Below are 25,980 nucleotides of genomic sequence, written 5' to 3' on the forward strand. Positions count from 1 at the left end.
AATCCGATGATACAAATTCCATCTGGCCGTTTTAAAATTTCACTTTATAGTTTCACAGCATGTCCGCCATCAAAAAAGTACAGCCACTTCCGGTCGACTTTCCGACCCAGAATATCTTCAATAGCCCGGCCATACAGCTCCAGCTGAAAGCGATAGTTTTCCGTCAGTTTGTCCAGTCCACCGCGATGCTCCAACACCCGGTCTGTCTTGTAATCTAGCAAAACAAGCTCGCCATCCACCTCATACAGGCAGTCAATAATCCCCTGTACTAGCACCGTCTCATTTTCTAGTGATGCCTGCATCTTACCGTCTTCTTCCAAAGTTTGTATCCCTGAATCTGGTGATAGACTATGAAGCCATTCGGCAGGAGAATGATGTGCCGGAAGTCCATAAATAAATGGAATCTCCCGTTTCATCCACTCTGCACGCAACAATTCTGTCCCAGGCTCTGTATTGAAAAATCCAGCCAGTTGATCAGACTCAATAACCTCTGCCTGATGGGGGAGCAAAATCTGGAGCTCAACTAACCGCAAAAGTGTCTGCTCAACGATTTGCGAATCAACGGGTGAACCATCTACAGGAAGATGCTGCATCAACGTATGATACACCGTTCCCCGCTCGGCTCCAGTCAATTGTTTCTCCTCCATGAATTTGGGACGACGTAGATGCAATTTAAAGGACGAGCCTCCATCCTTCACTTCACGGCCCTCATAATCCACAGAAGCCTCAGATTGTTCTTCAACTTCCTCCATCATCTGTAAAGACTGATGGTCTTGCATGGCTAGCAATGTTTTTAGTTCGGTAACCGATGTACTGGCAGCTACTTGCGTTGCTGCTTGATGAGGATACGCCCATGAAAGCCGTTTATCAACTTCACGAAGCAGCTGTACACCCTCTTGCTCACCTATTGTAAATACATCTTCCTCACTGATGTCTCGTAGTGTTGCATCTTGAGTATCCTCGACCATCTCTTCTTCAGTGGAGGAAGGAAACAGCTCCACAGGCTGAACTGCTTTTAGGGCAGCAATTCGATGTTTCCGCACTTCTGTCATGCCGTCTTCTTCACCAAGTGTCTGATCCACAAATATTTCCCGGGATACTTGATCAGCAGAAATGACGGAAATGCCCCAGCGTGATTCATCATCCACAAGACAGGCAGCATATGAATCAGTGCCTCCCGCAAGTTCACGCAGCAAAGCTGCGTCTGGATGTCTCATCAGGGATGGACCGATCCAGTCCAGATAACTCCGTCCGGCTGCAAGCAGATAGTCAGGCAATACCCGTTCCGGACTGTCCTTAATCTGAGACCAGGCCACTGCCTTTTTAACAACATCTTTTACAGTACCGACCAAAATCATTTTCTCTTTTGGACGGGTTAGAGCCACATAGAGCACCCGCATCTCTTCGGCAAGCAGCTCAAACTGGGCACGACGACGAATCGCCAGATTCGCCAAGGTTGGGTAGGCAACCCGATTCTCACGATCTACAAACCTCGGGCCAAACCCCAGCTCCTTATGCATCAGAAACGGCGAGTTCAGATCCTGCTGATTGAACATCTTGGATATACCCCCGACAAAAACAATAGGGAATTCCAAGCCCTTACTCCGGTGAATCGTCATGATGCGTACAGCATTGTCCTGCTCACCAGAACCACTTGCTACGGTGCCAAGATCTCCCCCGTTCTCCCGTAGTCTGGATACATAGGTCAGGAAGCGAAACAATCCACGATTGGCCGTTGCCTCCTCATATTGCCGCGCGCGATCATACAGAGCCTTCAAATTACTTTGACGCTGCATGCCTCCCGGTAGGCCGCCAACCCAGTCCAGATAACCCGTTTCCCGGTACATGCACCAAATGAGTTCACTCAAGCTGCCTTGTCTGGCTTCAAGTCGCCAATGTTCCAACTGACGCATAAATCGAATTAACTTTTGTTGCAGCTCTGTGCTGGTACCGTTGTCCCTATCCGCATCGTCGCTTATACGTCCACCCATACTTGCATCTATACCAGCATCCATAATCTCATCTTTATCTGCATGTACAGAGGTTTCATGTATACGTTCGATAAGTTCTGCTTCGGCGGATACTGCCGACTCCCGCTGCCCCTGTTCCATTTCTGACCAGACTTCGGGCCATTGCAGCTGGATTGCAGATGAATCCGGATTCGAAGCTTTCTCACCATGCTGCCCGAAAACATTCAACGAACTTGAGAATGCTCCTGTAGCTGATATAACAGCATCATAGAAAGACTGTCTCTTGTCCCCAAGGCGAATCTGAGCCAGTTCCTCTTCATCCAGTCCGACAATCGGCGAACGAAGCACGGAAGCAAGCGGTATATCCTGCCTTGGATTATCCACAATCTGCAGCAAGGACAACATCACTTCCACTTCCGTCGCCTGAAAATACCCTTTGCTTTGCTCCCCTCCGGCAGGAATACCCTGCTGTCTGAATTCCTCAATCATGAGTGGAGCCCACATCAGGGCAGAACGCAGCAAAATAACAATGTCTCCATAACGCGCAGGTCGCATGGATTTGAGGGCTTTATCATAAACGTTGAGGGCTGGTTTATCCGTATCTCCGACCATTTCACGAATACGGCGAGCCATGGCCCGAGCCTCCAGCTGAGCGGTTTCAAGCTCGGCACTCTCCAGCTCAGCAGAAGGTAACGCATCCCCATTCTCATCCGTGCTTTCCGTCAGATCAGGTCCTCCGCCTTGACGATCGATCAATATGAGTTCAGGTGTGTATGCCTCATCTCCAAGCGTCTCTGCCGGGAAAGTAGCCCCATAAGCGAGCTGAGCTCGTTCATCATAGGCAATCTCGGCTACCCCTTCATTCATGAGCTGCTTGAATAACACGTTGACCGAATGGACTACTTCTGCACGACTACGGAAGTTACGTGCAAGATCAATACGTCTTCCTGCATGCAGTGATTCTCTCTCTCCGTCCATTTTCATATCCATATCCGAATTCGCTGCGTATTGACGGTACTTGTTCAGGAACAGACCGGGTTCAGCCAGACGAAAACGGTAAATACTCTGTTTTACATCCCCAACCATGAATCGGTTTCCTGGATTTTCTCTGGAAATCAGTCGGACGATATCTTCCTGCACTGTATTGGTATCCTGATATTCATCCAGCAGAACTTCATCGAAACGTGCCCGGTATTCCATTGCTGCATCCGAAGGCATGGACAGCTCAGGGGTTGAATCTTCATGGCGCAAAATATGAAGACAGTAATGCTCCAGGTCACTAAAATCGACCTGACCGCGCTCCTGCTTGGCCTGTCGGTATCGCTCTCCAAATGCACTGACCAGCTTGGATAGCTCCTGCATTAGTGGTGCCGCCTGCTCCAGCTCCTGCCAGAAAGAAAACGCACTTCTTCCAAACAATGACCCTTTCAGGTCCGTCACGGCTTTTTTCGCAGCCTCACGAAGTTCCTTGACCTGTTCTTGTAACCCCGGGTCTGTCTGGTCCTTTTTGCAAGGCTTCAGCTTGCCAAAAGCTGCTGGCTGAAACACTTCAGGCAATCTTTCCCATGGCATGACCTCAACAGCTGACAGAAGCTCTTCGACCATTGCTAAATCTTCTTTTAATGTATCTGCATAAGGTTTCGGACCTTCCGGCTGCATCGATATGCTGATCCCTTGACGCAGCAGACCAGCAGCACCACTTAGGGCAAGAGCTGCATCACGCAAAATACTCTGAACCCATGCAGAATGTCCAAGTGCCTCGACACTTTCCACCTGAAAAGCAGATGCCATCTCCGCAAGCCAATGATCCGGCCAAGAATGACTGCGTGAGAAATCATACAAACGCTGCACAAGTCGATGCATGGCATCATCGTTTCGTTCCCCACTGAACCAATCCACTAATTCACGGAATGTACTGCCTTCGTCTTCTTCCCCATACTTTTCCTCAAACAACTGCTCCAACAATTCCTGCCGCATAATTTCGGCTTCATTTTCATTCAGAATCCGGAAAGCCGGGTTTAGCGGTATTTGCTGATAATAACGACGAATGACTTCCATACAGAATGAATGCAGTGTCGTAATGGATGCTCGCCCGAGCAATGACAGTTGTTTGCGCAGATGTTCTTCGGCAGGTTGCTCTTCAAGTGCACGTTCCAGTGCTTCCCGAATCCGCTGCTTCATCTCAGCAGCAGCAGCTTTCGTAAATGTCGCAACCAGCAAACGATCTACGCTGAATCCACGGGAAGGGTCTGCAATCTTGCGAATAATCCGTTCAACCAATACAGCCGTCTTCCCGGAACCCGCTGCAGCAGCAACCAGAATGTCTTCTCCACTCTGTGAGATGGCACTCCATTGGTCATCACTCCAGAAGCTTCCCTCCGGTTTTGGCATATTCGTCATGATGTTTCCCCTCCTTTGCCATGAGACAGCATGTCCCAGATTTGCTGTTTGCCCGGTTTGGACAACAGATTGTATTCATTACCTTCGATATTTTCATCAAATTGACAGACTGGCTTGTACGGACAGAAGGTGCATGCAACCTCCTGCTGGATACGGTAAGGTTCAATCGCGACATCCCCTTCCGTAATCCGGGTGCCAATCTCACGTATATTGCTGCGAACTGAAGCAAGCAATGTATCCCATTGCTCCGGCGTAGCTACAGCAGCGCTACTATAAAAGCTGCCATCCGCCTTAAGCGCAACTGGAATAATAGCTGAGTAGCCTTTGTCCAGGGTATTGTCCATTTGAGCGATCGCATCCCGATCCGCGAGCAGCAAGCCTTTCATTTTGAACCGTTTCAGCAGTTCTTGTCCTGCCTGCTCAGAAGTCATGCCGTTCGCGGATTGAAGCAACGGATTATGCACATGGAAATAGAGTGTTCCTCCAGGCATCGCCGATTCTCCAAGCCACTCCTCGGCAGCACTAAGCAGCACCTCCAAGTACGTGAGCATCTGTAATGACAGGCCATAATACACTTCATGCAGTTTGAGGTCGGTCTGGCTCGATTTGTAATCAATAACCCGCAGCAGCAGGCCGTTCTCTCCTTCGGCCACATCCACGCGGTCGATCCGCCCCACAATCTCCATCACACAGCCATTTTCCAATTCAAAACGAAGCGGTGGCAGGGGTTTACCTGGCCCAAAATCAAGCTCCAACCCAATCGGTTCAAAGCTTCCTCGTCTGGACTGTTCACCCAGAATAACCGACGCCCGGCTAACGATATCCTTCAGCTTGCGGAAGATATAACCATACCGTTTCGTGCTAAGCAAAATCTCTCCCTGCAACTGTGGTGCAATCTGCTCCACGGTGTGCTCCGCTTCCTTCCGACATTCATCCGGAGACAGACTGCCCCAACTGCGATTCTGCTCACGCAAACGCATGGCAAGCTGACTCAAGGCAGCATGGAACAATTGTCCTATATCAGGGGCTTGCAAGCGGTACAACTGGCGCTCTTTCAGTCGCAGCCCATGGGATGCAAAATGGGAGAACGCACACGCCACAAAACGCTCCATTCTGGAGACACTGGTCCTTACCTCTGTACCATATAATCTACGGCTGGTAGCCGTACGCAAAGGTAACGCCCGATTGCGATAAAAGACCGATCCAAGCAATTGTTTCAGCTGAGGTCTGCTTGTCTCCCGAGAGACATGCCAGTTATAGATCGCCCACCACATTTCAGGAATATCTTCTCCACGGCGCCATCTGCGCAACTGTCCGATGAGATAAGAGAGGCTCTGACCAGGATGAATAACATAAGACCAGTGCACCTCTTCAGCATTTGTAACCGGCGGCTGGGCAAGTAATGGCTGCTCATGTAGACCGAACATCTTACGTACATGTCGTACAATTTCTGAGGGTAGCAATGTTTTCCCTTCATCATCTGCAACGGGATAACTCAGCCATAACTGATTGCTCGCCGCTGTCAGGGCTGTATATATCAGAAAGCGTTCATCCAACATTTGTCTTGTTGCTCCTGGCCCAAGCCCCAAACCTCTCTCCGTCAACAGCAGCCGTTCCTGCTCAGTTAATACACCATCATCTTGAGGGACAGCAGGCAGTTCACCCTCTACTGCACCCAGAATAAATACGTACTTGATACCCTGAAGACGTGTACGATCCATCGATCCAATCAACACTTGATCAAGCGCTGGAGGAACAAGTCCCAGCTTCAGTTCGGTTAATCCGGTCTCCATTAGCCCGGCAAATAAATCGATATCCAGCCGTTCGGCCCCCATCATATCAACCATCTGATCTAATAGATCAAGGACGGCACCCCACATTTGACGATGCTCTCTCGAACGTTCCGGATCACCCTGGGCCTTGGCTTCTGCAGACATCTGATCCAGCTTCCAAGGAATCTCGGCATCTTCCAGTAATCTGTAAAGCGCCGCACATTGGTCTTTAGCTGTCTTTGCCTTGCTCATTCGTTTCTCAAAAGCACCCAGTGGATCAACAATCACCGTACGGCATTTTTCCATTAAGGACAGCATTTGTTCCCGGCCCCGGCTGCGGACATCCTGATCGTTGTCTTCCAGGGACAGGCTGGGTACATACTTCCATGGCTTGCCATCTGTCCAGCGGTATCCGTGAATTCCGCAAGCTAATATATAATTTTCGAGCTGGTCCATATCTTCACGTGTAATGGAACCGCCCCGTGGAAGCAGCAAATCCGTTTTCACACAGCGAAATACATCCTCATAACGCCAGCGACGGCGAACGATATCGAGTGCTGAACGAATAAATTCCGATAATGGATGATGTAGTTCATTTCTTCTCCGATCCAGAAAGACAGGCACGCCATAATCCCTGAATAGAGGCTCAGCAATGTCGGCATATGTATCCAACTGACGAACGAGCACTGCCATATCTCGATAACGCGCACCTTCATCTTGCGCCAGACGACGCATCTCACGAAGTGCTCCTTCCATCTCAGCCCGGCGGTTCTCAGCGGCGTAAAGTCGGACACCCGCATCACGCCCCTCACTCTTCCAGCGGACTCTACGATCAAAGCCAGCCTCCAAATGCGCCAGTCCAGGACTGCCTTCATATCTTGGCAAAACTTCCGGTTGAAGCACGGTTGTCTCATTAAAAACACCCAGATCCTCAGCCATACCTTTGAGACGTGCATATGCACTCGCTGTGGGATGGAACAGCTCCAGTTCTCCTGGAAGTGCGCCGTGGTCGTAAGCACGATCCAACGTCAATGCAATTGTGACGGAAGAAGCTTGCAGCATCAATCTTCCAATGACACTCATTTCCTGCGGGGTAAATCCCTGAAATCCATCGATCCAGATCTGTGCATCTTGCAGCAGCGTGCTCTCCGGCAACCGCTCTGTTAGTTCAGTCAACGTGTCTTCATCATCGATATATAGTTCGGTTAATTCCTTTTCATAATCACGGTATATAAGAAGCAAGTCATGCAGCTTGTCTCCCAGAATCGGTGCAGAAGAGGAAGTATTCCATGCGGAAAGTCCTTCTTCCAGTGAAGTGGGGTCAAGTTCATAACGTTTAAACTCACTGTATAGATCATTCAAGTCTCCGATAAATCCCAGCTGACTGCCTGATGCTGCAAACAGCTTCAATTCTTCCTTACGACGCTGGAGCACTTTGTAGAGCAGCATTTTTTTACCTTCAGCTCCAATGGGAATACGTGCAGAACCACCTGCCTCCTGCATTACCCGATAGGCCAATCGGCGAAAACCAAGCACTTCAGCACGCATGGTACCTTTTATAGCACCTGAAGAAACCAGTGACTGTTCGGTTCGAAACGAACTCTGTTCCGGGACCAGCAGAATCAGTGGTTTACCTTGCGGTTCCTTTTGTAGCAGGGATGTGATTTCCCGGGTAATCAGCGTACTCTTGCCGCTGCCTGCCCGGCCAATAACAAAGCGTACGGACATGTTTAATCCTCCAAACCATCACGAACAGATTTTAATTCCCAGTATAACATATCTGACTTGGTTCGGAACATACGTTTGCCACTATCCGGCAATTCCAGAGATCATATGCACGAGCATAGCAAAAAGCCCGCAGCTTATGAAAACTGTGGACTCTTTGCGTAAATGTATGTTCGACTTAAATGGAAATCGCTCGATTAATTCTTTTTGCTGCGCACTTCGAAGATGGCAAATTTCAGGTAATGACCTTCGTCTACGCCCAGAATTTGCGGGTGATCCTTACCGGCTGCTTTCCAGTCGATCAGACGCAGTACTTTGCCTGCATCTTCGGCTGCATCCGCAATGGTTTCCAGGAAGAGATCCGGACGCATGTGGTATGAACAGCTTGCCGTTACCAGATACCCGCCCTCATTCACCAGCTTCATTCCTTGCAGATTGATATCCTTATATCCACGGCATGCGCCTTTGACAGCTGATTTCGTTTTGGCAAAGGCTGGTGGATCGAGGATAACCACATCAAATGTTTTACCACCGGTTGCAAGCGCTTTGGACGTATCCACTTTCTGTTCGCCAGCACGCGCACGTACGTTACGCTCATCGAGGCCTTTCACCTGCTCACGCAAGTATTGGAATGCATCCGCAACGACAAATTCGACCCGATCAGTGAAACCGTTCAGCTCTACGTTAGTACGTGCACTTTCAATCGCATGCTCTGAGATATCAAGACATGTTACTTTTTTGGCTCCATATTTGCAGGCGTTCAATGTGAAGCTGCCTGTGTGGGAGAAACATTCCAGCACAGTAGCCCCATCCCAATAAGGGAACGTCACAACCTTGCCACTTTTATTCACAGGAAGCAACTGCTGCGTACCATCCTGCTCGGTCTGTTGGAGCGTAATGCCACTCTTGTAACCCCAACCCTTCATAAGTGGTTCGATGGCTGCACGATTCTCTCGCTGGTCAAAGAAGTACCCTGTCTTCTGGCCTTCTACGATATCCACCTTAATGAGCAATCCATTCTCCGTTACCGTGACATGACGCGGGCAATCCCCATACAATGGTCCTTTCGTCTGCTCCAAGCCTTCCAGTTCACGAATGGACACATCACTGCGTTCATAGATGCCTTCCGGCTGCATCACTTCAATTAGAGCTTGTACGATCGCTTCGCGGCAACGGTCCATGCCCAGTGTGAGCAATTGAACAACAAGGATGCTGCCAAAACGGTCAACGATCAGTCCTGGCAGGAAATCAGCTTCCCCATAAACGAGACGGTATGCCTCTCCATCCTGGATAAAACGCTCCCGGTGGCGCAAGCAATCGCGGAAACGCGCTGCAAAAAACGCGGTGTCCATCTGTTCAAACTCCAAAGGTTGATAGGCCACGACTCGAACTGTGATTTGAGATGCAGGATTATAGTATCCCGTCGCAAGATAGCGACCTTGGTGATTCAATACGTTGACCAGATCTCCCGGCTCGGGGTTTCCTTCAACAGAGGCAATTTCATTGTTATATATCCATGGATGTGCATGTTCAAGCCGCTTTTTGCGGCTGCGTTCCAGTGTAACTGATGGCAAGATAGATCCACTTCTTTCATAGTTAGTTGAAAAGATAGGCTTTGTGCAAGAGAGACCGCTGCGGTGATGGATTGGACTTCGATCGCTGTTATCCCCAGATTTTTCTGATTCCCTTTCTTGAAAGGGAAAATCCGGGGATAAAGGCGCACGCTTAGCTTCTACAGTTCCAATTCCATCCCTTTCGCTACGTTTGCAGAGTCTCCGTATCTTTTGAATTGTGGTGGTAATTTGGGTGACCGTTAAGGAAACTTATAGGTCTTTCAAACTCTGTTGACTCCAGAATTCCGTTAGCCTGTCATGGTTGTCCTTATTTACTCATAGGATGAGAATAAGGATATGCACGGAAGGAATGATGTTAACTCATGTTCAGAGATGTTGTGCTGCCCCTGTTATATGGGCTTCTTATCTTTTTTGGTGGGATGAAGCTGATGGAAACAGCCTTACAGCGGATGGCCGGGCCCATGCTGGCTGGATGGCTGGGCCGAGCTACCTCTGCTCCCTGGAAAGGCATGGCTTTTAGCGCAGGCACTACTGCCCTGCTGCAAAGCAGTACCGCCGTCACCGTACTCACTATTGGACTGGCGAACGCCAGATTAATTACCTACGGACGCACACTTGGCATTATTCTTGGAACCAACATCGGAACGTGCCTGACCACCGAGCTGGTCGGACTGCAGATCGGACGGGTTTCCCTGCCTCTGCTTGCCTTGTCACTGACAGGCTGGGCCGTCTTTGTTGTGCTTGGTGAACGAAATCAGTTCGCTCCTGAACGCACGCGTCGGACGCTGTCTACCATGCAATACAGCTTTCTCGCGTCCGCCGGATTTGCCCTCGTCATGACAGGCATTCAAGTAATGCAATCCATTGCCGTACCCCTGCGAAGTATGGGCGTATTCCAGTGGTTTCTGGATCGCTCAGCAGACAGCTTGTGGTGGGGCTTTCTGGCAGGCGCCTGTCTGACGGCGCTCATTCATAGCAGCGCAGCCGTAATCAGCATGGCGATTACGCTTGCAGCCACAGGAGTACTGCCTGTGGAGATCGGCATCGCCATTGTGATTGGGTCAAACGTAGGGACCTGTATCACCGCCGTGATTGCAGCCGCTGGAGGAGCATCCGCAGGCAAATTTGTCGCAGCCTCCCATGTCGTATTAAACATTGCGGGGGCGCTGCTATTTATGCCGCTGATCGGCCAGCTGCATGCAGTCTCGGCCTGGCTATCAGCGGATAACGGGGCACAGATTGCGCATGCCCAGACCCTTTTTAACGTCACCAGTTCACTGCTTGCCTTGCCGTTCTGTTACTTGCCAATTTGGCACAAAAAACCACCGGTCTCCACCCCAGTGGCGAAGTCACCCGTGGCCTGATGCTCAAAACGCTCTCAACAAACAGTAGCGTTACGTCATTCAATAGAAAACAGCTATACGTTAATGCCTAATTTGTTCAGCGCCACTCGTAAAATGTCATCGTTATTATCGTATCCACTATGCTGCTGTCTAGACCAAGCTTCTTCCGGAGCGTACCAATCCACACCTTTGATTTCTTCAATCTGAGGCTGCAGGTCGCCGCTTTCCGCTTCAACGAGATAATAATGAACTTCCTTGTCCACCGGACCAAACTCTGCATGCTGATACGTATAGGAAATGATATCGACGGGTTCTACTATTCGGCCGACCATGCCTGTCTCTTCCAGAATCTCACGCAGTGCGGTCTGTTCCACCGTTTCTCCATCTTCCATTTTGCCCTTGGCGAGAGTCGTTTTGCCGTAGCGATCTACAATCAGTTGAATTTGAAGCTTTCCGTCTTCTCCCGTGCGGTAGACGACTCCGCCTGCCGAAATTTCTTTTCTGTTCATGTTGCTCTCCCCCATTACGGAATTGTCTTCATCTTTTTTTGGAAAAAGAAGGACCTCATCTCCACGGGTACGCTCCCCAAGGAAATGAAATCCTTGTTTCTGACGCCTCGATTACATCGCTGCGGACTTGAGATTTTCTTCCAACACACGAACCAGCGTAGCCTGGCTTTCATTCACACCCGCTTCGGTCACTTTGACACGGCATACCTTGCCGACCATATCCATCGAACCATCAAAGACCAGCTGAATGTAGTTGTCACTGTAACCGTTCAGTTTACCACTGCCTTCACGGCCCTTGGCTTCACCTTCAGGAATGACATCCAGTACTTGTCCCACAAACTGCTTGGCGTATGCCAGTTGCATTTGCTCGGATAGATCAATCAGTTCATGCACGCGTGCATTTTTGACTTCTTCATCCACCTGATCTTCCATACGTGCTGCCGGTGTTCCGGTACGCTTGGAATATGGGAATACGTGCATTTCGGAAAAACCAATTTTTTTCATCAACTCGTAGCCATTACGGAACATCTCATCCGTCTCACCCGGGAACCCAACAATAACGTCAGTTGTGATCGCTACATCCGGCATCGCTTCCCGAATGCGAAGCATTTTATTGTAAAACTCTTCGGTCGTATATTTACGGCGCATACGTTTCAGTACGGTATCATCGCCCGCTTGCAGCGGAATGTGGAAGTGGCGTACGAGTTTGTCTGAACGTTTGATCACATCCAGCATCCGATCATCAATCTGACTGGCTTCGATCGAACTGATCCGAATACGCTCCAGGCCTTCAACTTTGTCCAAGTCCCATAGGAGATCCGTCAGATCGTAATTCTCCATGTCATCCCCGTATCCACCAGTATGAATGCCTGTCAGGACAATTTCCTTGTACCCGGCGTGCACCAGTTGATGAGCCTGTTGGATGATGCTATTTGCTTCCCGGCTACGGGAAAGTCCACGTGACCACGGAATAATGCAGAACGTACAGAAGTTATTGCAGCCATCCTGAATTTTCAGAAATGCACGGGTACGATCGGCAAAATCCGGTACGTCCATCTCTTCAAATACCCGCGTTTTCATGATGTTGCGCACAGCATTGACGGGCTGACGTGATTCCTGAATTTCATTGACATATGGCAAAATTTTGTCCCGATCCTGTGTACCGATAACAAGATCCACACCAGGGATGTCCAAAATCTCTGCCGGAGAAGTTTGCGCATAACAGCCTGTAACGGCTACAATCGCATCCGGGTTGCGCCGAATGGCACGACGGATAATCTGGCGGCTCTTTTTGTCGCCGGTATTGGTTACTGTACAAGTATTAATCAAGTATACATCCGCTGTCTGTTCGTCAAAGTCTACCTGATCGTATCCTTCGTTTTTGAACAATTGCCAAATCGCCTCTGTATCATAAAAATTAACTTTGCAGCCTAAGGTGTAAAACGCCACGGATGGCATAATTACATTCCCCCCATTTCTCCGGATTCATATAAGACGCAAGTTAGCGCCGCCATTCCAGCTGTCTCGGCCCGCAAGATGCGTTTGCCCAGTCCAACGGATACAGCACCCGCCTGATCGGCTTCAATCGTTTCCCTCTCCGAGAATCCACCCTCAGGTCCAACAACGATCAACACTTCAGCACTCGCACCAGGTGCAAGCTGCTCCACAAACGGCTTCAATGCGTCTCTTAATTGCTTGCCGTTTTCCTTTTCATAACAATAACATACCAGACTGTAGCCCTCAAAAGAAGATAGCAGCCCTTTCCAGGAAAGTGGCTGCTCGACGGATGGAATGCGGTTCCGATGGCTTTGTTCAGCGGCTTCCTTGGCGATTTTCCGCCACCGCTCCAACCGTTTGCCTTCTTTCTTGGCATCATATTGCACAATCGTACGCTCAGACAGGAAAGGAACAAAGGAAACTGCTCCGATCTCTGTACATCTTTGGATGACCGTCTCCATCTTATCCCCTTTTGGCAAGCTCTGAGCCACGGTTACACGTATCCGTGCTTCATGGTCCATTTCGAGAGGTTCCACAATATTCGCTGTTACTTGCTGGGCTTCGATGCTTTCAATCTCCACCAAAGCTTCTTTGGAGTTTCCGTCACTGACAATCAGTTTATCTCCAGGTTTACCACGCATCACTTTGCCGATATGGCGCGCATCATCACCCGTGATGACTACGGAATGTTCATTAAACTGTTCTGCAGATACAAAATAACGCTGCATTCGTCTATCCACCCATTCTGTCCTGTTATGACTGGAATTCACCCCGCCTGATGGCAGGCGTGAATCCAATCGCCACAGATGATCATACAACTTTTATGTCTATCTGACCAGTATTTCAGCCCTAGAGGTACGTGTTGCTTATCGATATAATTCAATGATTAGTTTTGCCAGATCCACATACATCGTTTGTGCAAACTCATACAACGGTTGAATCGTCACATTTTGCAGCGGAGGTATAACCAAAATCAGCAGGAAGATAAAAATCGACCATTGCTCCACTCCTTGCAGCTTGCGACTGATAGATGGTGGCAATACGTCTTCAAGAATCCGATAACCATCCAGGGGCGGCAACGGTATAAGGTTAAACAGAAACAAGAAAAAGTTCGTCAGGTTAAAAATAGAGAAAAACATGGATATCGCTGTGAGCAATCGCTCATTTTCTATACTCCCCAGCGCTCCCGAACCAACCAATGAAGCGTAAATAATTGTACCAATGATCGCAAGCAGAAGATTGCTTAGTGGCCCTGCTGCAGAGACGATAACACCCATCAATCTTGGTTTGTCAAAGTTCGCCCGATTAACTGGAACGGGTCGTGCCCAACCGAAGCCAGCAATAACGAGCAATAGCACCCCAAACAAGTCAAAGTGTACGACCGGATTGAGGGTAACCCGGCCTAGCAGCTTGGCTGTTGGATCACCGAATTTGTTGGCAAAATAGGCATGAGAGAATTCATGGACCGTAAAAGCAATCAGGATCGTCAACAGGAAAAACGGCAGTTGATCCAGTGGATAACGAAAAAACGAGTTTAAATCCATCGGTTACCTCTTTCTGGCCACAAACGCGATCCAGTCCTCATCGCGATGAACCGAACTTATTTCGAAGCCGGAAGCAACGAGCGCATCATGGACGAGCTGCTCTTTATTTTTCCAAATGCCTGAAGTAATATAAACACCGCCAGACTCAAGCGCATGATAGACATCATCCACAAACAGCATAATAATTTCGGCCAAAATATTGGCAACAATAACTTTCACCGGAAGCTTCACGCCCAGCGCAGGGTCCTGACTGCCCAGAACAGACAGCAAATCACTCTCTTTCACCGTAATTTGTTGTCCCAGCCCATTCAGTTCCACATTTTCTTTGGCACTTGCTACCGCAACTGGATCGAGGTCCAGCGCCAACACATGTTTTGCACCAAGATGAACAGCTCCAATGGCCAAGATGCCAGAGCCTGTACCTACGTCAATGACTTCCTCGCCACCCTGAATGACCGATTCTAGTGTACGCAGACAAAGCGAAGTGGTTGGATGTGTTCCCGTACCAAACGCCATGCCTGGATCAAGCTCAATAATTTTCTCATTTGGGCTTTCCGGCGTATACTCTTCCCATGTCGGTTTAATGGTTAGACGTTCCGAGACACGTACTGGCTTGAAATATTGTTTCCAGGCGTTCGCCCAGTCATTTTCATCCACTGTTCGAGTCTCAAAACGAACCTCCCCCGTTTGGATATCGAATTCGGAAAGCTGCGCAATGCGTGGACTCACTTCAGATTGCAATGCGTCCATGTCCGTACCTTCGGAGAAGTATCCTTTAATGACCGCAAAGCCTTCAGGAATATCATTCAAAGGAGACTCGTACAATTCGCCATACGTCGTATCCCGTTTTTTATTTAAAGTACCGGACTCTTCAATCGAGACCCCTCCAGCACCCGCTTCATGTAAAAAATTCGAAATCATCTCCACAGCTTCTTCTGTGGTATGTATTGTTAGTTCATGCCATAACATACTTCGTTTTTCCTCCTCATTTTTCAAACATCCCAACTATTGTACTACACAAGCGAGCAGGAGTACAAAACCGCGGCAGTAAAGAAACAACAAAAACAGGATACCCGCAGCCTGACTGCTCGAATACCCTGTTTTAATTATGACTAAACTCGATTAACTTGTTAGCAAAAGCGTCCACCGTTCTGCGTAATCATCTCTGCAGCTTGCGGGAGAGAGTCACTGGATACGGATACGGTCAGCAAGATTTCTTGCTTGGACCTGCCTTCAGAGCCAGCATCCGGATCGTCATACACTTGTCCACCCGACAACACCTCGGTCTCATCGCTAATGAGGGAAAGTACATTCAGCTCACCACTGAATCCCCCAATCACAGCCATAGTCGAATTATCTGTGCTCTCAGGCGCTTCCAGATCCACTGAAGACGATGAGTCATTCAGACTCTCGATACTCAACTGGTTTGGGTGCAGCAATTCCAGAGCTCTGCGTGCAGATTCAGCCTCGGACCAGCTCGTAAACACCGCTTCGATAATCACTGCAGAGCGATCTTCAGTCATGAATCTCCCGACCCTGACGACGATCGGCCGCTTCACTGCGGCGCAAAGCCTCTATATCTTCATGATCCGCAGCTTCGGCACTGAATTCCACATCCTCATTTTTGGCGGACTGCATCCGCTTCATCTTTTCCGTTTTCGTTAAAATCTTGCCTGGACGTTCATGTTCTGCCATCGTTATGCTCCTCCTTCAAATTGTATAAGTCCAACTAAGCGTATTTACACTGGCACTCCGATGACAGAACAACCTTCCGATCGCTGTTATCCCCAGATTTTTTTGATTCCTTTTCTTAAAAGGGAAAATCCAGGGATAGCGTATGCTTCCGAAGTAGCTTTCTTGCGAAAGCTTTCAGACGAACGCTTCGCTTCTCTAGGTTTTTTCTGTCCTCTCCGTTATCGTGTAAATGTTTAGGTTGAAACTTACTCAGTGTATAGTGTTTGAAAACCTAAATCATACCGCCGGCTTGTTCGATAATGGATAGGGCACGATGATGTACCGCCTCGTCAACAACAACGGTCAGTAATACATCTCTGCCTGTCGGTCCCTCTTGTCCGCCATCGCTCATACCGCTTGCAGAAGGATCTGCTGCAGCCATGATTCCCGCGCTGGCATTTGTGCCTAGAGCACCTGGTACCCAGGAAGAAAAACTGCCGGAAACACCCGGCGTATAGGATGCTCCACTTGGCCCGACACCCGCGTAACGACTGAATCGATTGATAGACAGGTCTTCCACTCGTAATGCCTCCAGTTTTTTGGCTGCCCCTTCCGCTTGCTCCGGGCTATGGAAATAAGCCAAAATATTTTTTTCGGTCATCCGGTTCACCTGCTTCCCTAGTTTCGGCACATCAGTAAACCACTGAATGCTCATGTCTGGTATCTTTCCGCAAGCGTGTCCATATTATGCAAAAAAGGACACCCTGCGGAAAAACCGCTGTGGTGTCCTTTTTTAAATTAATGATTAAGACTCAGTCTCCACGGAAGGCCCGTTTCACCCGGTCAAAGAAGGATTGCTCATGCTCATGAGTTTGTTCTCCATCCAGCGCAGCAATTTGGCGAAGCAGATCTTTCTGCTCGTCATTCAGCTTGCTAGGCGTAACTACAACGACTTTCACATGCTGATCCCCTTGCCCCATACCGCGCAGGCGTGGTACGCCTTTGCCTTTGAGACGGAAATACGTTCCTGTCTGTGTACCGGCAGGTACTTTCAGCTTCACTTTCTCGGACAGCGTTGGAATTTCAATCTCATCTCCCAATGCTGCCTGAGCGAAGGTAAGCGGAATTTCGCAATAGATATCATCGCCTTCACGCTCGAAGAAATCATGTGATTTCACACGGATGACAATATACAGATCTCCTGCTGGTCCTCCGCGCAGACCACCTTCGCCTTCACCAGTCATACGCAATTGAGCGCCATCATCTACACCCGCTGGAATGCGAACATGAATTTTGCGTTGTTTACGTACTTTACCGCTGCCGCTGCACGTAGTACATTTTTCCTTGATAATTTGTCCCGAACCATTACAGTTCGAACAAGCACGACGGTTGACCATACGGCCAAACGGTGTATTTTGAACCACTTCCTGTTGACCACTACCTTGGCAGACGGAACAGGTTTCTGGTTTGGTTCCCGGTTTCGCACCTGAGCCATGACAAGTATCACAGCCTTCGGTACGAGGAATGGTAATGTCAGTTTCCTTACCAAATACCGCTTCCTTGAACTCAATCGTCATGGTGTATTGCAGATCGTTCCCCCGTTGCGGAGCATTTGGATCACGTCGTCCACCGCCACCGCCAAAGAACATATCGAAGATGTCGCCAAAGCCGCCGCCGCCAAAATCGCCACCGCCGCCGAATCCGCCCTGATTTGGATCAATATGACCGTATTGATCATACTGCGCCCGCTTCTGGCCGTCACTGACCACATCATAAGCTTCTTTAACTTCCTTAAACTTGGCTTCCGCGTCAGCAGCCTTGTTTACGTCAGGGTGATACTGACGGGCAAGCTTGCGGTATGCCTTTTTGATTTCCTCGTCGCTGGCATTTTTGCCGACGCCGAGTACCTCATAATAATCACGTTTTTCAGCCACTCTTCCACCCCCATATCATTCACCATATCGCACATCGTGACAAAAGGAAAGCCAAAGCACGGGAGCCCCGGCTATGACTTTCCCTTCGATCCGAACGTCACCGATGATTAATTCACTAGAAATCGTGAATTAGTTTTGTTTTTTATCTTCATCCACAACTTCGTAATCAGCGTCTACGACGTTGTCACGTTTTGCAGAACCTTGTTGCTCTTCAGCACCTTGAGCTGCTTGCTCTTGAGCTTGTGCTTGCTCATACAGTTTTACGGACAGTTGTTGAACGATCTCTGTCAATTCTTCTGTAGCGGCTTTGATGTCTTCCAGATTGTCGGAAGCCAGAACGCCTTGCAGTTTTTCTTTTGCAGCATTCGCTTTTTCAACTTCACCAGCGTCAGCTTTTTCGCCAAGATCTTTGATCGTTTTGTCAACAGAGTAGATCAGTTGATCTGCGCTGTTTTTCGCTTCAACGAGTTCTTTGCGTTTTTTGTCTTCTTCAGCATGCAACTCAGCATCTTTCATCATTTGTTCAACTTCAGCATCACTCAGACCGCTAGAAGAAGTGATGGTGATTTTTTGAGTTTTGTTAGTACCTTTGTCTGTTGCAGATACGTTAACAATACCGTTGGCATCAATATCGAAGCTAACTTCGATTTGTGGAACGCCACGTGGAGCTGGAGGAATATCTCCCAGCATGAAGCGACCGAGGGATTTGTTACCCGCTGCCATCTCACGCTCCCCTTGCAGAACATGAATCTCAACGCTTGGTTGGTTGTCTGCATAAGTGGAGAATACTTGGGATTTGCTTGTAGGGATCGTTGTGTTGCGCTCGATCATTTTAGTGAATACGCCACCCGCAGTTTCAATACCCAGGGACAATGGAGTTACGTCAAGCAATACAACGTCTTTCACGTCACCTGTCAGTACGCCCGCTTGTACAGCAGCACCCAAAGCTACAACTTCATCCGGGTTAACACCTTTGTGAGGGTCTTTACCTGTCAGTTTTTTGATTGCTTCCTGTACTGCAGGAATACGTGTGGAACCACCAACCAAGACGATTTTGTCGATATCGTTAGCTGTCATTCCAGCATCGCTCAGTGCACGACGAGTTGGTTCAAGCGTACGCTCAACCAGACCAGCAGAGATTTCTTCGAATTTCGCACGGCTCAGGTTCAACTCCAAATGTTGAGGAACGCCATCAGCCACAGTAATGAACGGCAGGGAAATAGTTGTAGTCAATACGCCGGAAAGTTCTTTTTTCGCTTTTTCCGCTGCATCTTTCAAACGTTGAACCGCTGCTTTATCTTTACTCAAGTCAATGCCTTGATCTTTTTTGAACTCACTTACGAGATAATCAATGATCACTTGGTCAAAGTCATCGCCACCCAGTTGGTTATCACCACTAGTTGCTTTAACTTCGAAGAAGCCGTCACCCAGTTCAAGGATGGATACGTCGAATGTACCACCACCCAAGTCATATACGAGAATCGTTTGGTCTTCGGATTTCTCCATACCGTATGCCAAAGCTGCTGCTGTTGGCTCGTTGACGATACGCAGAACTTCCAGACCTGCGATTTTCCCTGCATCCTTTGTTGCTTGACGCTGGCTGTCATTGAAGTAAGCTGGTACTGTGATAACCGCTTGAGTTACCGTTTGACCCAGATAAGCTTCAGCATCGGATTTCAGTTTTTGCAGGATGATTGCAGAGATCTCTTGTGGTGAGTAGTCTTTGCTATCGATTGTTTCTTTGTGGGATGTACCCATATGACGTTTGATCGAGATGATCGTACGATCCGGATTCGTGATCGCTTGACGTTTAGCCGTTTCACCGACAACGCGTTCTCCATCTTTTTTGAAACCCACTACGGATGGGGTTGTACGTGCGCCTTCCGGATTTGGAATAACGACAGCCTCGCCGCCTTCCATAACCGCTACACATGAGTTTGTTGTTCCTAAGTCAATACCGATTACTTTGCTCATCGGAAAATTTCCTCCCTCGACAATTTAAATGGATCAGATTGATCCTTATTTGTATTTGTTATTCCTAATCGTGCTCTATGTGTGTACTAACCTTTATATTAAACTTCGGTGGCATCGTACAATCAAGAGTGAACTCATTTCATTTTTTAATAGAAATTATGAGCTAACTTTAACCATAGCCGGACGAAGTACTTTATCCTTCAGCATATAGCCTTTTTGGACTTCCTCGACAACGGTACCTTCTTCATACTCGTCGCTCTCCACGGACATAATCGCCTGGTGGAATTCGGGATTAAACGGTTGTCCTACCGTATCCATTGACGTCAGACCTTCATTGTTCAGCACAGTTTCCAGCTGACGGAAGATCATTTGGATACCTTTGGAGAAGGACTCGACTTCAGCACCTTCCGGTACAGTAGCCATGGCACGCTCGAAGTTATCAATGACCGGCACCAGTTCGGTGACCAGCTTCATCGAAGCGTATTTCGCCAGTTCTTCTTTTTCTTTTTGTGTACGACGACGGAAGTTATCAAAATCAGCTTGCGCACGGACAAAACGCTGTTGATGTTCCTCAGCTTCCGCCTTCAAACGTGCGATCTCATCTTGCTCCTGATCTGTCATCTCTTCCGCCTGCGCTTCTGCAGCTCCGGCTTCGTTGACAGGCTCCTGCTCCGCTGCTGTAGTTGCTTGCTGTTCCTGTTCTTCTGCTGCGAATGATTGCTCCTCTTTCAAGATGTTCACCTCCTTATAAGAATGAAATGGTTCATTCCCTTATTTGAAGCGATGCGTTAGCATGGCCGTCAAATCACGGGATAATGTATTTAAAATATGAATGACACGTGCGTAATCCATTCGCGTAGGTCCCAGAATTCCGATGGAGCCCAAAGCCTCTCCATCCAATGAATAGGATGCCGTTATCAGGCTGCAATTGGCGAAGGCTTCATGATCATTCTCGGTGCCTATTCGCACCTGAATACCAGATCCACCCTGCACGGGCATCATCAATTTCATGAGTGTTGGTGTCTCATCCAGCAGGTCAAGAATATCTTTTACCTTTTCAATATCTTTAAACTCTGGCTGGGTCAACATATTGGTTGCACCACTAAGGAACAGACGATTGTCATGCTCGTTGTCAAAGGCACTGTTCAGCACCTGCATGACTTCCTCATAACGTGTAATATGCCGTTCCATCTCTTGCCCAAGCTCGGTGTAGAGACGAGACTTTAATTTGTAAATCGGCACGCCGACCAGCTTGCTGTTTAATAAACGAACTACATTCTCCATCTCCGCTACCGAAATTTCAGGTGGAATCTGAACTGTCTTGTTCTCTACCTGACCCGTGTTCGTTACGATGATGGCTACAGCCTCGCTTTCATTAAGCGGAAGCAGTTGAAAATGACGAAGTGACGTGTGGAAAACTTCCGGTCCAAGCAGGATCGAAGTATAATTCGTCATATGTGACAAAATGACTGAGGCATGCTGAATAACTTGTTCCATCACGTTCAGCTTTTCTGCGAAAAATGATTTCAGGTCGTCCAACTCTTGCGGCTCCACCTGATTCCAGGGAACCAAATGATCGACATAATATCGATAGCCTTTGTGCGAAGGTATGCGACCAGCCGATGTATGCGGCTGTTCCAGAAAGCCCATATCTTCAAGGTCCGCCATTTCATTACGGATCGTCGCCGGACTGTATCCAACATCTCCCCTTTTGGAAATGCTCCGGGACCCTACGGGCTCAGCTGAACGGATATAGTCATCCACTATAGCGTTCAGAATCATTCGTTGACGCTCTGTTAACATGGTGAGTATTCCCTCCTTCTGACTGTACTGTCCCATGTCGTTAGCACTCCGGTTAGATGAGTGCTAAGCGGTAATACAAAAATACCAAAATGACGTGAGCATTGTCAAGTCAGTTTGATGAGTACGCTCATCTATTTATTAGTATAGACCAATGTCTCCAAGACATAACAACTTTACTGTACATCTCATGAATTAAAAAGAACCGCAGGTGAGATAGAGTATACTCGGCTCAATCCATACGGTTCATTCATTTATCAGGCTGAAATATTCAACTCTTTCAATACAGCAATCTCATCACAGCAATCCTGCTTGCTGCAATGAACACAGTCGGTCCATACTTTTTCCGGGAAAATCTCCTTGTTCACCACGGCAAAACCGTTTTTGAGAAAAAAGGAAACCTCATATGTCAACGCCATGACCTTGGGAATTTGCTGTTTCTCCGCTTCCTCTACCAGCCGGTCCAGCAGCAGTGAGCCAATGCCCATGCCTTTGTGACCTTCGGAGATGCCGAGCGATCTGACTTCCACCAGATCATTTCCCAAACGGCAGAGAGATCCACAGCCTACAACCTGACCATTCACTTCTGCTACAACAAAGTGCTCCAGCTGCCGTTGCAGTACTTCCCGTGAACGCGGAAGCATGATCCCACGCTCTGCATAGCCCTTAATCATTTCAAATAATGGTTCAACATCTTCCGGTACGGCTTTTCTGCATATGGCCGACATCCAGCTCTCCTCCTATAAGAAGCTTTCCAGAGGAAAGCTGACTTCGTAGTTGTATAAATTACACGCTCTGTAAAATCAATATGAATAAATATACAACAGAGCGTATAGAATTTCAAGCTACGAATTCAGCGATATAGACCCGATAAACTCGGCAAAAACGTCATTTCCGAACAGGATGCCCTGTTCACTAAGCCGGAAGCCGTCTGGCGTCTTCTCCAGCAGTCCTGCATTCAGCATTTTGCCCAAAGGCTTCGCAAACACTTCCTCCATAGGCTCCCCGAACTGATCGCTAAACCGTGAGGATGAAGCACCTTCCAGCATTCTCAATCCAACCATCAGATAATCTTCCATTGCCTCGGCGCGGCTGATCTCAAAATGATCGAGACGCGGCAGACCTCCTTTGGAAGCTTCAACATACGGGTTTATACCTTTTATATTCATATGGCGTTCGCGGCCTACATATCCATGTGCACCTGCACCCAGACCGTAATAGTCCTCATTACGCCAGTACGTGATATTGTGACGGCTCTCGAAGCCGGGTTTGGCAAAGTTACTGATCTCGTATTGTCCGTAACCTGCTTCTTTCATACGCTTCATTAATAGAAGATACATTTGCAACTCGTCGTCTTCATGAGGAAGCGGTAGCTGGTTCTTCTGATACAACGTATGGAAAAGAGTATTCTCTTCCACCTTCAGGCTGTATATGGAGTAATGCGGCAAATCCAGTTCCAGCGCTTTATCAATACTCTCGTTCAGCATCTCGACAGTTTGGTTTGGCAAACCAAACATGAGGTCAATGGACAAGTTATGCAATCCAGCTGCTCGGGCATTTTCCAAACTGCGGTATACATCATCTGTATTATGAATCCGGCCAATACCTGTCAGCAGATCATTTTGAAAAGCCTGTACCCCAAAGCTGACGCGGTTCACTCCGCCTTCTTTCATAACGGCGAGTTTCTCCGCATCGGTCGTGCCCGGATTAGCTTCCATCGAAAACTCAATATCATCTGCCCAATTGGGGAAATAGGTCTTAACGGACTTCAGGAATACGGCCATTTCATCCGGTTTCAGTGCAGTAGGCGTACCGCCGCCCACAAATATGGTTTTGATTTCTCCCGGCGGATTCGCTTTAACCGTATGTTCCATCTCCCGTTCCAGCGCTTCAAGGTACTGCATAACAGGCTGGTCCTTCAATACATAAGAGTTAAAATCGCAGTAGAAACATTTATTTGTGCAAAAGGGAATGTGAAGATACACCGCTTGGGGTGCACCTGTTTTCCGGCTGTGTGCTGCCAATGTCATGGCAAGTCCCCCTCTATTTGAAAAAAGGAAAGCCATCCGGCTTCCCTTTCAGCTTGGTTTATTGGTTATTCTGTGTTGTACTTACGTTTGCAAGCAAACGTCTTGCAATTCAATTTTGATACACACACTCAGTGTTGTACCCAAAAATGAATTATTAATCTAATTTAAATACACACATTTGTGCTGTACCTCAAAAATCCGTTCATCCTTTCATACACAAATTATTGATGTACCGAAAGGGTTCACGTGACGTTTGCAAGCAAACGTCTTTTTAAACGCATTCTCCGATACACAAAATTTGATGTACTCAGAGATTGCGTTCTTAATCATCAATTTTCAGCACCGCCATGAATGCTTCTTGCGGCACCTCTACGTTACCAACCTGCTTCATCCGCTTCTTACCTTCCTTCTGCTTCTCAAGCAGTTTCCGTTTCCGCGAGATGTCACCGCCATAACACTTCGCAAGTACGTTTTTACGCATTGCTTTTACCGTTTCACGAGCTACAACTTTGGTACCTACAGATGCCTGAATTGGCACCTCGAACATTTGCCGTGGAATCAGCTCGCGCAGTTTCTCACAGACAATGCGTCCACGGTTATAGGCACGGTCACGGTGAACGATGAAGGACAGAGCATCCACCTGTTCGCCATTGAGTACAATATCCATTTTCGCCAGATTGGACTGACGGTAACCGGACAGCTCATAATCAAGGGATGCATATCCTTTGGTACCGGATTTCAGCTGGTCGAAGAAGTCATATACAATCTCGGACAACGGAATCTCATAGGTAATGGTAACCCGGGTTGTGTCCAGATATTCCATATTCACATATTCACCACGTTTATTCTGACACAGCTCCATAATGGTACCTACATAATCATTCGGTACGATAATGTCTGCCTTGACATATGGTTCCTCGACGTAATCAATCCGTCCCACCTCAGGATAGTTGGATGGGTTGTCGATTTTCATCACTTCACCATTCGTTAAGGTGACGTGATAGATTACACTTGGTGCCGTTGTGATCAACGGAATATTAAACTCCCGCTCGATCCGCTCCTGGATAACGTCCATGTGAAGCAGTCCAAGGAATCCGCAACGGAATCCAAAACCGAGTGCACTGGATGTTTCAGGTTCAAAGCTCAGAGACGCATCGTTCAACTGCAATTTCTCCAACGCTTCACGCAGATCAACATAGTCCGATGTTTCAATCGGATAGAGACCACAATATACCATTGGGTTAATTTTACGATAACCCGGCAAAGGTTCCGGTGTTGGATTTTTGGCATCCGTTACCGTATCCCCGACTTGTGTATCGCCTACATGCCGAATACCGGCAACAATAAATCCAACATCCCCGACGTTCAGCTCGTCCACGATGGTCATACGAGGTTTGAACGCTCCAACTTCAATGACTTCAAATGATTTACCTGTTGCCATCATTTTGATTTTGGAACCGGATTTGATTTTGCCGTCAACAACACGCACATATACGATTACACCTTTGTACGGGTCGTAGTGCGAGTCAAAAATCAGCGCTTTCAAAGGCTGTTCAGGATCACCAGTTGGTGCCGGAACACTTTTCACCACTTGCTCCAAAATTTCTTTGATTCCGATTCCTGATTTGGCCGAAGCCAAAACCGCATTACTTGTGTCCAAACCAATAACATCTTCCACTTCCTGCTTCACCCGTTCAGGATCAGCGCTCGGAAGGTCAATTTTGTTGATAACCGGTAAAATTTCAAGATTGTTATCCAACGCCAGATACACGTTGGCAAGTGTTTGGGCTTCAATTCCCTGAGCCGCATCCACAACCAGCAGAGCACCTTCACATGCAGCAAGACTGCGTGATACTTCATACGTGAAGTCTACGTGTCCTGGTGTATCAATCAGATTCAATAAATACTCTTCACCGTCATCCGCTTTGTAAGTCAAGGCTACTGCTTGTAGCTTGATCGTTATTCCACGTTCGCGTTCAAGGTCCATTTTATCGAGAACCTGTTCCTGCATTTCACGTGACGTGAGCGCACCTGTGTGCTCCAAGATCCGGTCCGCAAGTGTTGATTTGCCGTGATCTATATGTGCAATAATTGAAAAGTTACGAATTTTACGTTGTCTTGCCCGAATGTCAGTCATTCCTTACCCCCAGAAACAGCCTAGTGTCAATCACATCATTATAACAGTTGATGCAGGGTGCATCAATCCCGCGTTGCCCCAACTTTATAATTATCGT

At 48.0% G+C, this 25,980-nt stretch carries 19 protein-coding genes; 1 reads left to right on the forward strand and 18 read right to left on the reverse strand.

What is annotated here, in order from left to right:
- Positions 1-44 precede the first annotated feature (44 nt).
- The 3 genes from addA to CRO25_RS20300 form a co-directional block, all read right to left on the reverse strand.
- A complete protein-coding gene (gene addA, locus CRO25_RS20290; RefSeq protein WP_079696212.1) occupies positions 45-4,370 on the reverse strand; it encodes a helicase-exonuclease AddAB subunit AddA in 4,326 nt (1,441 codons plus the stop codon).
- Complete coding sequence (gene addB / locus CRO25_RS20295; RefSeq protein WP_079696213.1) at positions 4,367-7,870, reverse strand: helicase-exonuclease AddAB subunit AddB; 3,504 nt, start codon at positions 7,868-7,870, stop codon at positions 4,367-4,369. Before addB ends, addA begins: the two co-directional genes overlap by 4 nt.
- A 194-nt stretch (positions 7,871-8,064) precedes the next feature.
- Positions 8,065-9,441 (reverse strand): class I SAM-dependent rRNA methyltransferase, encoded by a 1,377-nt coding sequence (locus CRO25_RS20300; RefSeq protein WP_079696214.1) that lies wholly within the window; start codon positions 9,439-9,441, stop codon positions 8,065-8,067.
- Positions 9,442-9,803: 362 nt separating this feature from the next.
- On the opposite strand from CRO25_RS20300, the gene CRO25_RS20305 reads away from it, so the two are divergent.
- Complete coding sequence (locus CRO25_RS20305) at positions 9,804-10,805, forward strand: Na/Pi cotransporter family protein (protein WP_079696215.1); 1,002 nt, start codon at positions 9,804-9,806, stop codon at positions 10,803-10,805.
- 53 nt (positions 10,806-10,858) lie between these two features.
- Here CRO25_RS20305 and CRO25_RS20310 read toward each other — a convergent pair whose 3' ends face one another.
- From CRO25_RS20310 to lepA, 15 genes are all read right to left on the reverse strand, one after another.
- Entirely contained in the window at positions 10,859-11,293 is a 435-nt protein-coding gene (locus CRO25_RS20310; protein ID WP_064636374.1) for an NUDIX hydrolase, read from the reverse strand.
- Between the two features lie 111 nt (positions 11,294-11,404).
- Positions 11,405-12,751 (reverse strand): tRNA (N(6)-L-threonylcarbamoyladenosine(37)-C(2))-methylthiotransferase MtaB, encoded by a 1,347-nt coding sequence (gene mtaB, locus CRO25_RS20315; RefSeq protein WP_079696216.1) that lies wholly within the window; start codon positions 12,749-12,751, stop codon positions 11,405-11,407.
- 2 nt (positions 12,752-12,753) lie between these two features.
- Positions 12,754-13,518, reverse strand: coding sequence for a 16S rRNA (uracil(1498)-N(3))-methyltransferase (locus CRO25_RS20320; protein WP_063567294.1), 765 nt, complete (start codon positions 13,516-13,518; stop codon positions 12,754-12,756).
- A gap of 138 nt (positions 13,519-13,656) precedes the next feature.
- A complete protein-coding gene (locus CRO25_RS20325) occupies positions 13,657-14,334 on the reverse strand; it encodes a site-2 protease family protein (protein WP_063567293.1) in 678 nt (225 codons plus the stop codon).
- Between the two features lie 3 nt (positions 14,335-14,337).
- Entirely contained in the window at positions 14,338-15,303 is a 966-nt protein-coding gene (prmA, locus tag CRO25_RS20330) for a 50S ribosomal protein L11 methyltransferase (protein ID WP_079696217.1), read from the reverse strand.
- Positions 15,304-15,464: 161 nt separating this feature from the next.
- The gene (locus CRO25_RS20335; protein WP_072734512.1) at positions 15,465-15,857 is read right to left on the reverse strand and encodes a hypothetical protein; all 393 of its coding nucleotides are present in this window, start codon (positions 15,855-15,857) and stop codon (positions 15,465-15,467) included.
- Positions 15,850-16,029, reverse strand: a complete 180-nt coding sequence (locus CRO25_RS20340) for a YfhD family protein (RefSeq protein WP_024628492.1) — start codon at positions 16,027-16,029, stop codon at positions 15,850-15,852. Before CRO25_RS20340 ends, CRO25_RS20335 begins: the two co-directional genes overlap by 8 nt.
- Before the next feature lie 271 nt (positions 16,030-16,300).
- Entirely contained in the window at positions 16,301-16,669 is a 369-nt protein-coding gene (locus CRO25_RS20345; protein ID WP_063567301.1) for a hypothetical protein, read from the reverse strand.
- A gap of 151 nt (positions 16,670-16,820) precedes the next feature.
- Positions 16,821-17,942, reverse strand: coding sequence for a molecular chaperone DnaJ (gene dnaJ / locus CRO25_RS20350; protein ID WP_063567290.1), 1,122 nt, complete (start codon positions 17,940-17,942; stop codon positions 16,821-16,823).
- A 129-nt stretch (positions 17,943-18,071) separates the two neighbouring features.
- A complete protein-coding gene (gene dnaK / locus CRO25_RS20355; RefSeq protein ID WP_063567289.1) occupies positions 18,072-19,916 on the reverse strand; it encodes a molecular chaperone DnaK in 1,845 nt (614 codons plus the stop codon).
- Positions 19,917-20,072: 156 nt separating this feature from the next.
- Positions 20,073-20,648, reverse strand: a complete 576-nt coding sequence (grpE, locus tag CRO25_RS20360) for a nucleotide exchange factor GrpE (RefSeq protein WP_063567288.1) — start codon at positions 20,646-20,648, stop codon at positions 20,073-20,075.
- A gap of 39 nt (positions 20,649-20,687) precedes the next feature.
- A complete protein-coding gene (hrcA, locus tag CRO25_RS20365; protein ID WP_062328691.1) occupies positions 20,688-21,719 on the reverse strand; it encodes a heat-inducible transcriptional repressor HrcA in 1,032 nt (343 codons plus the stop codon).
- Positions 21,720-21,973: 254 nt separating this feature from the next.
- Positions 21,974-22,444, reverse strand: a complete 471-nt coding sequence (locus tag CRO25_RS20370) for an N-acetyltransferase (protein WP_063567287.1) — start codon at positions 22,442-22,444, stop codon at positions 21,974-21,976.
- Positions 22,445-22,561: 117 nt separating this feature from the next.
- A complete protein-coding gene (gene hemW, locus CRO25_RS20375; RefSeq protein ID WP_024628499.1) occupies positions 22,562-23,746 on the reverse strand; it encodes a radical SAM family heme chaperone HemW in 1,185 nt (394 codons plus the stop codon).
- 322 nt (positions 23,747-24,068) lie between these two features.
- Positions 24,069-25,883: a translation elongation factor 4 gene (lepA, locus tag CRO25_RS20380; protein WP_063567286.1), complete on the reverse strand. Its 1,815-nt coding sequence runs from the start codon at positions 25,881-25,883 to the stop codon at positions 24,069-24,071.
- Between the last annotated feature and the right edge of the window lie 97 nt (positions 25,884-25,980).

The sequence above is a fragment of the Paenibacillus sp. RU5M genome, assembly GCF_900221055.1.
Taxonomy (GTDB): Bacteria; Bacillota; Bacilli; order Paenibacillales; family Paenibacillaceae; genus Paenibacillus; species Paenibacillus marchantiae.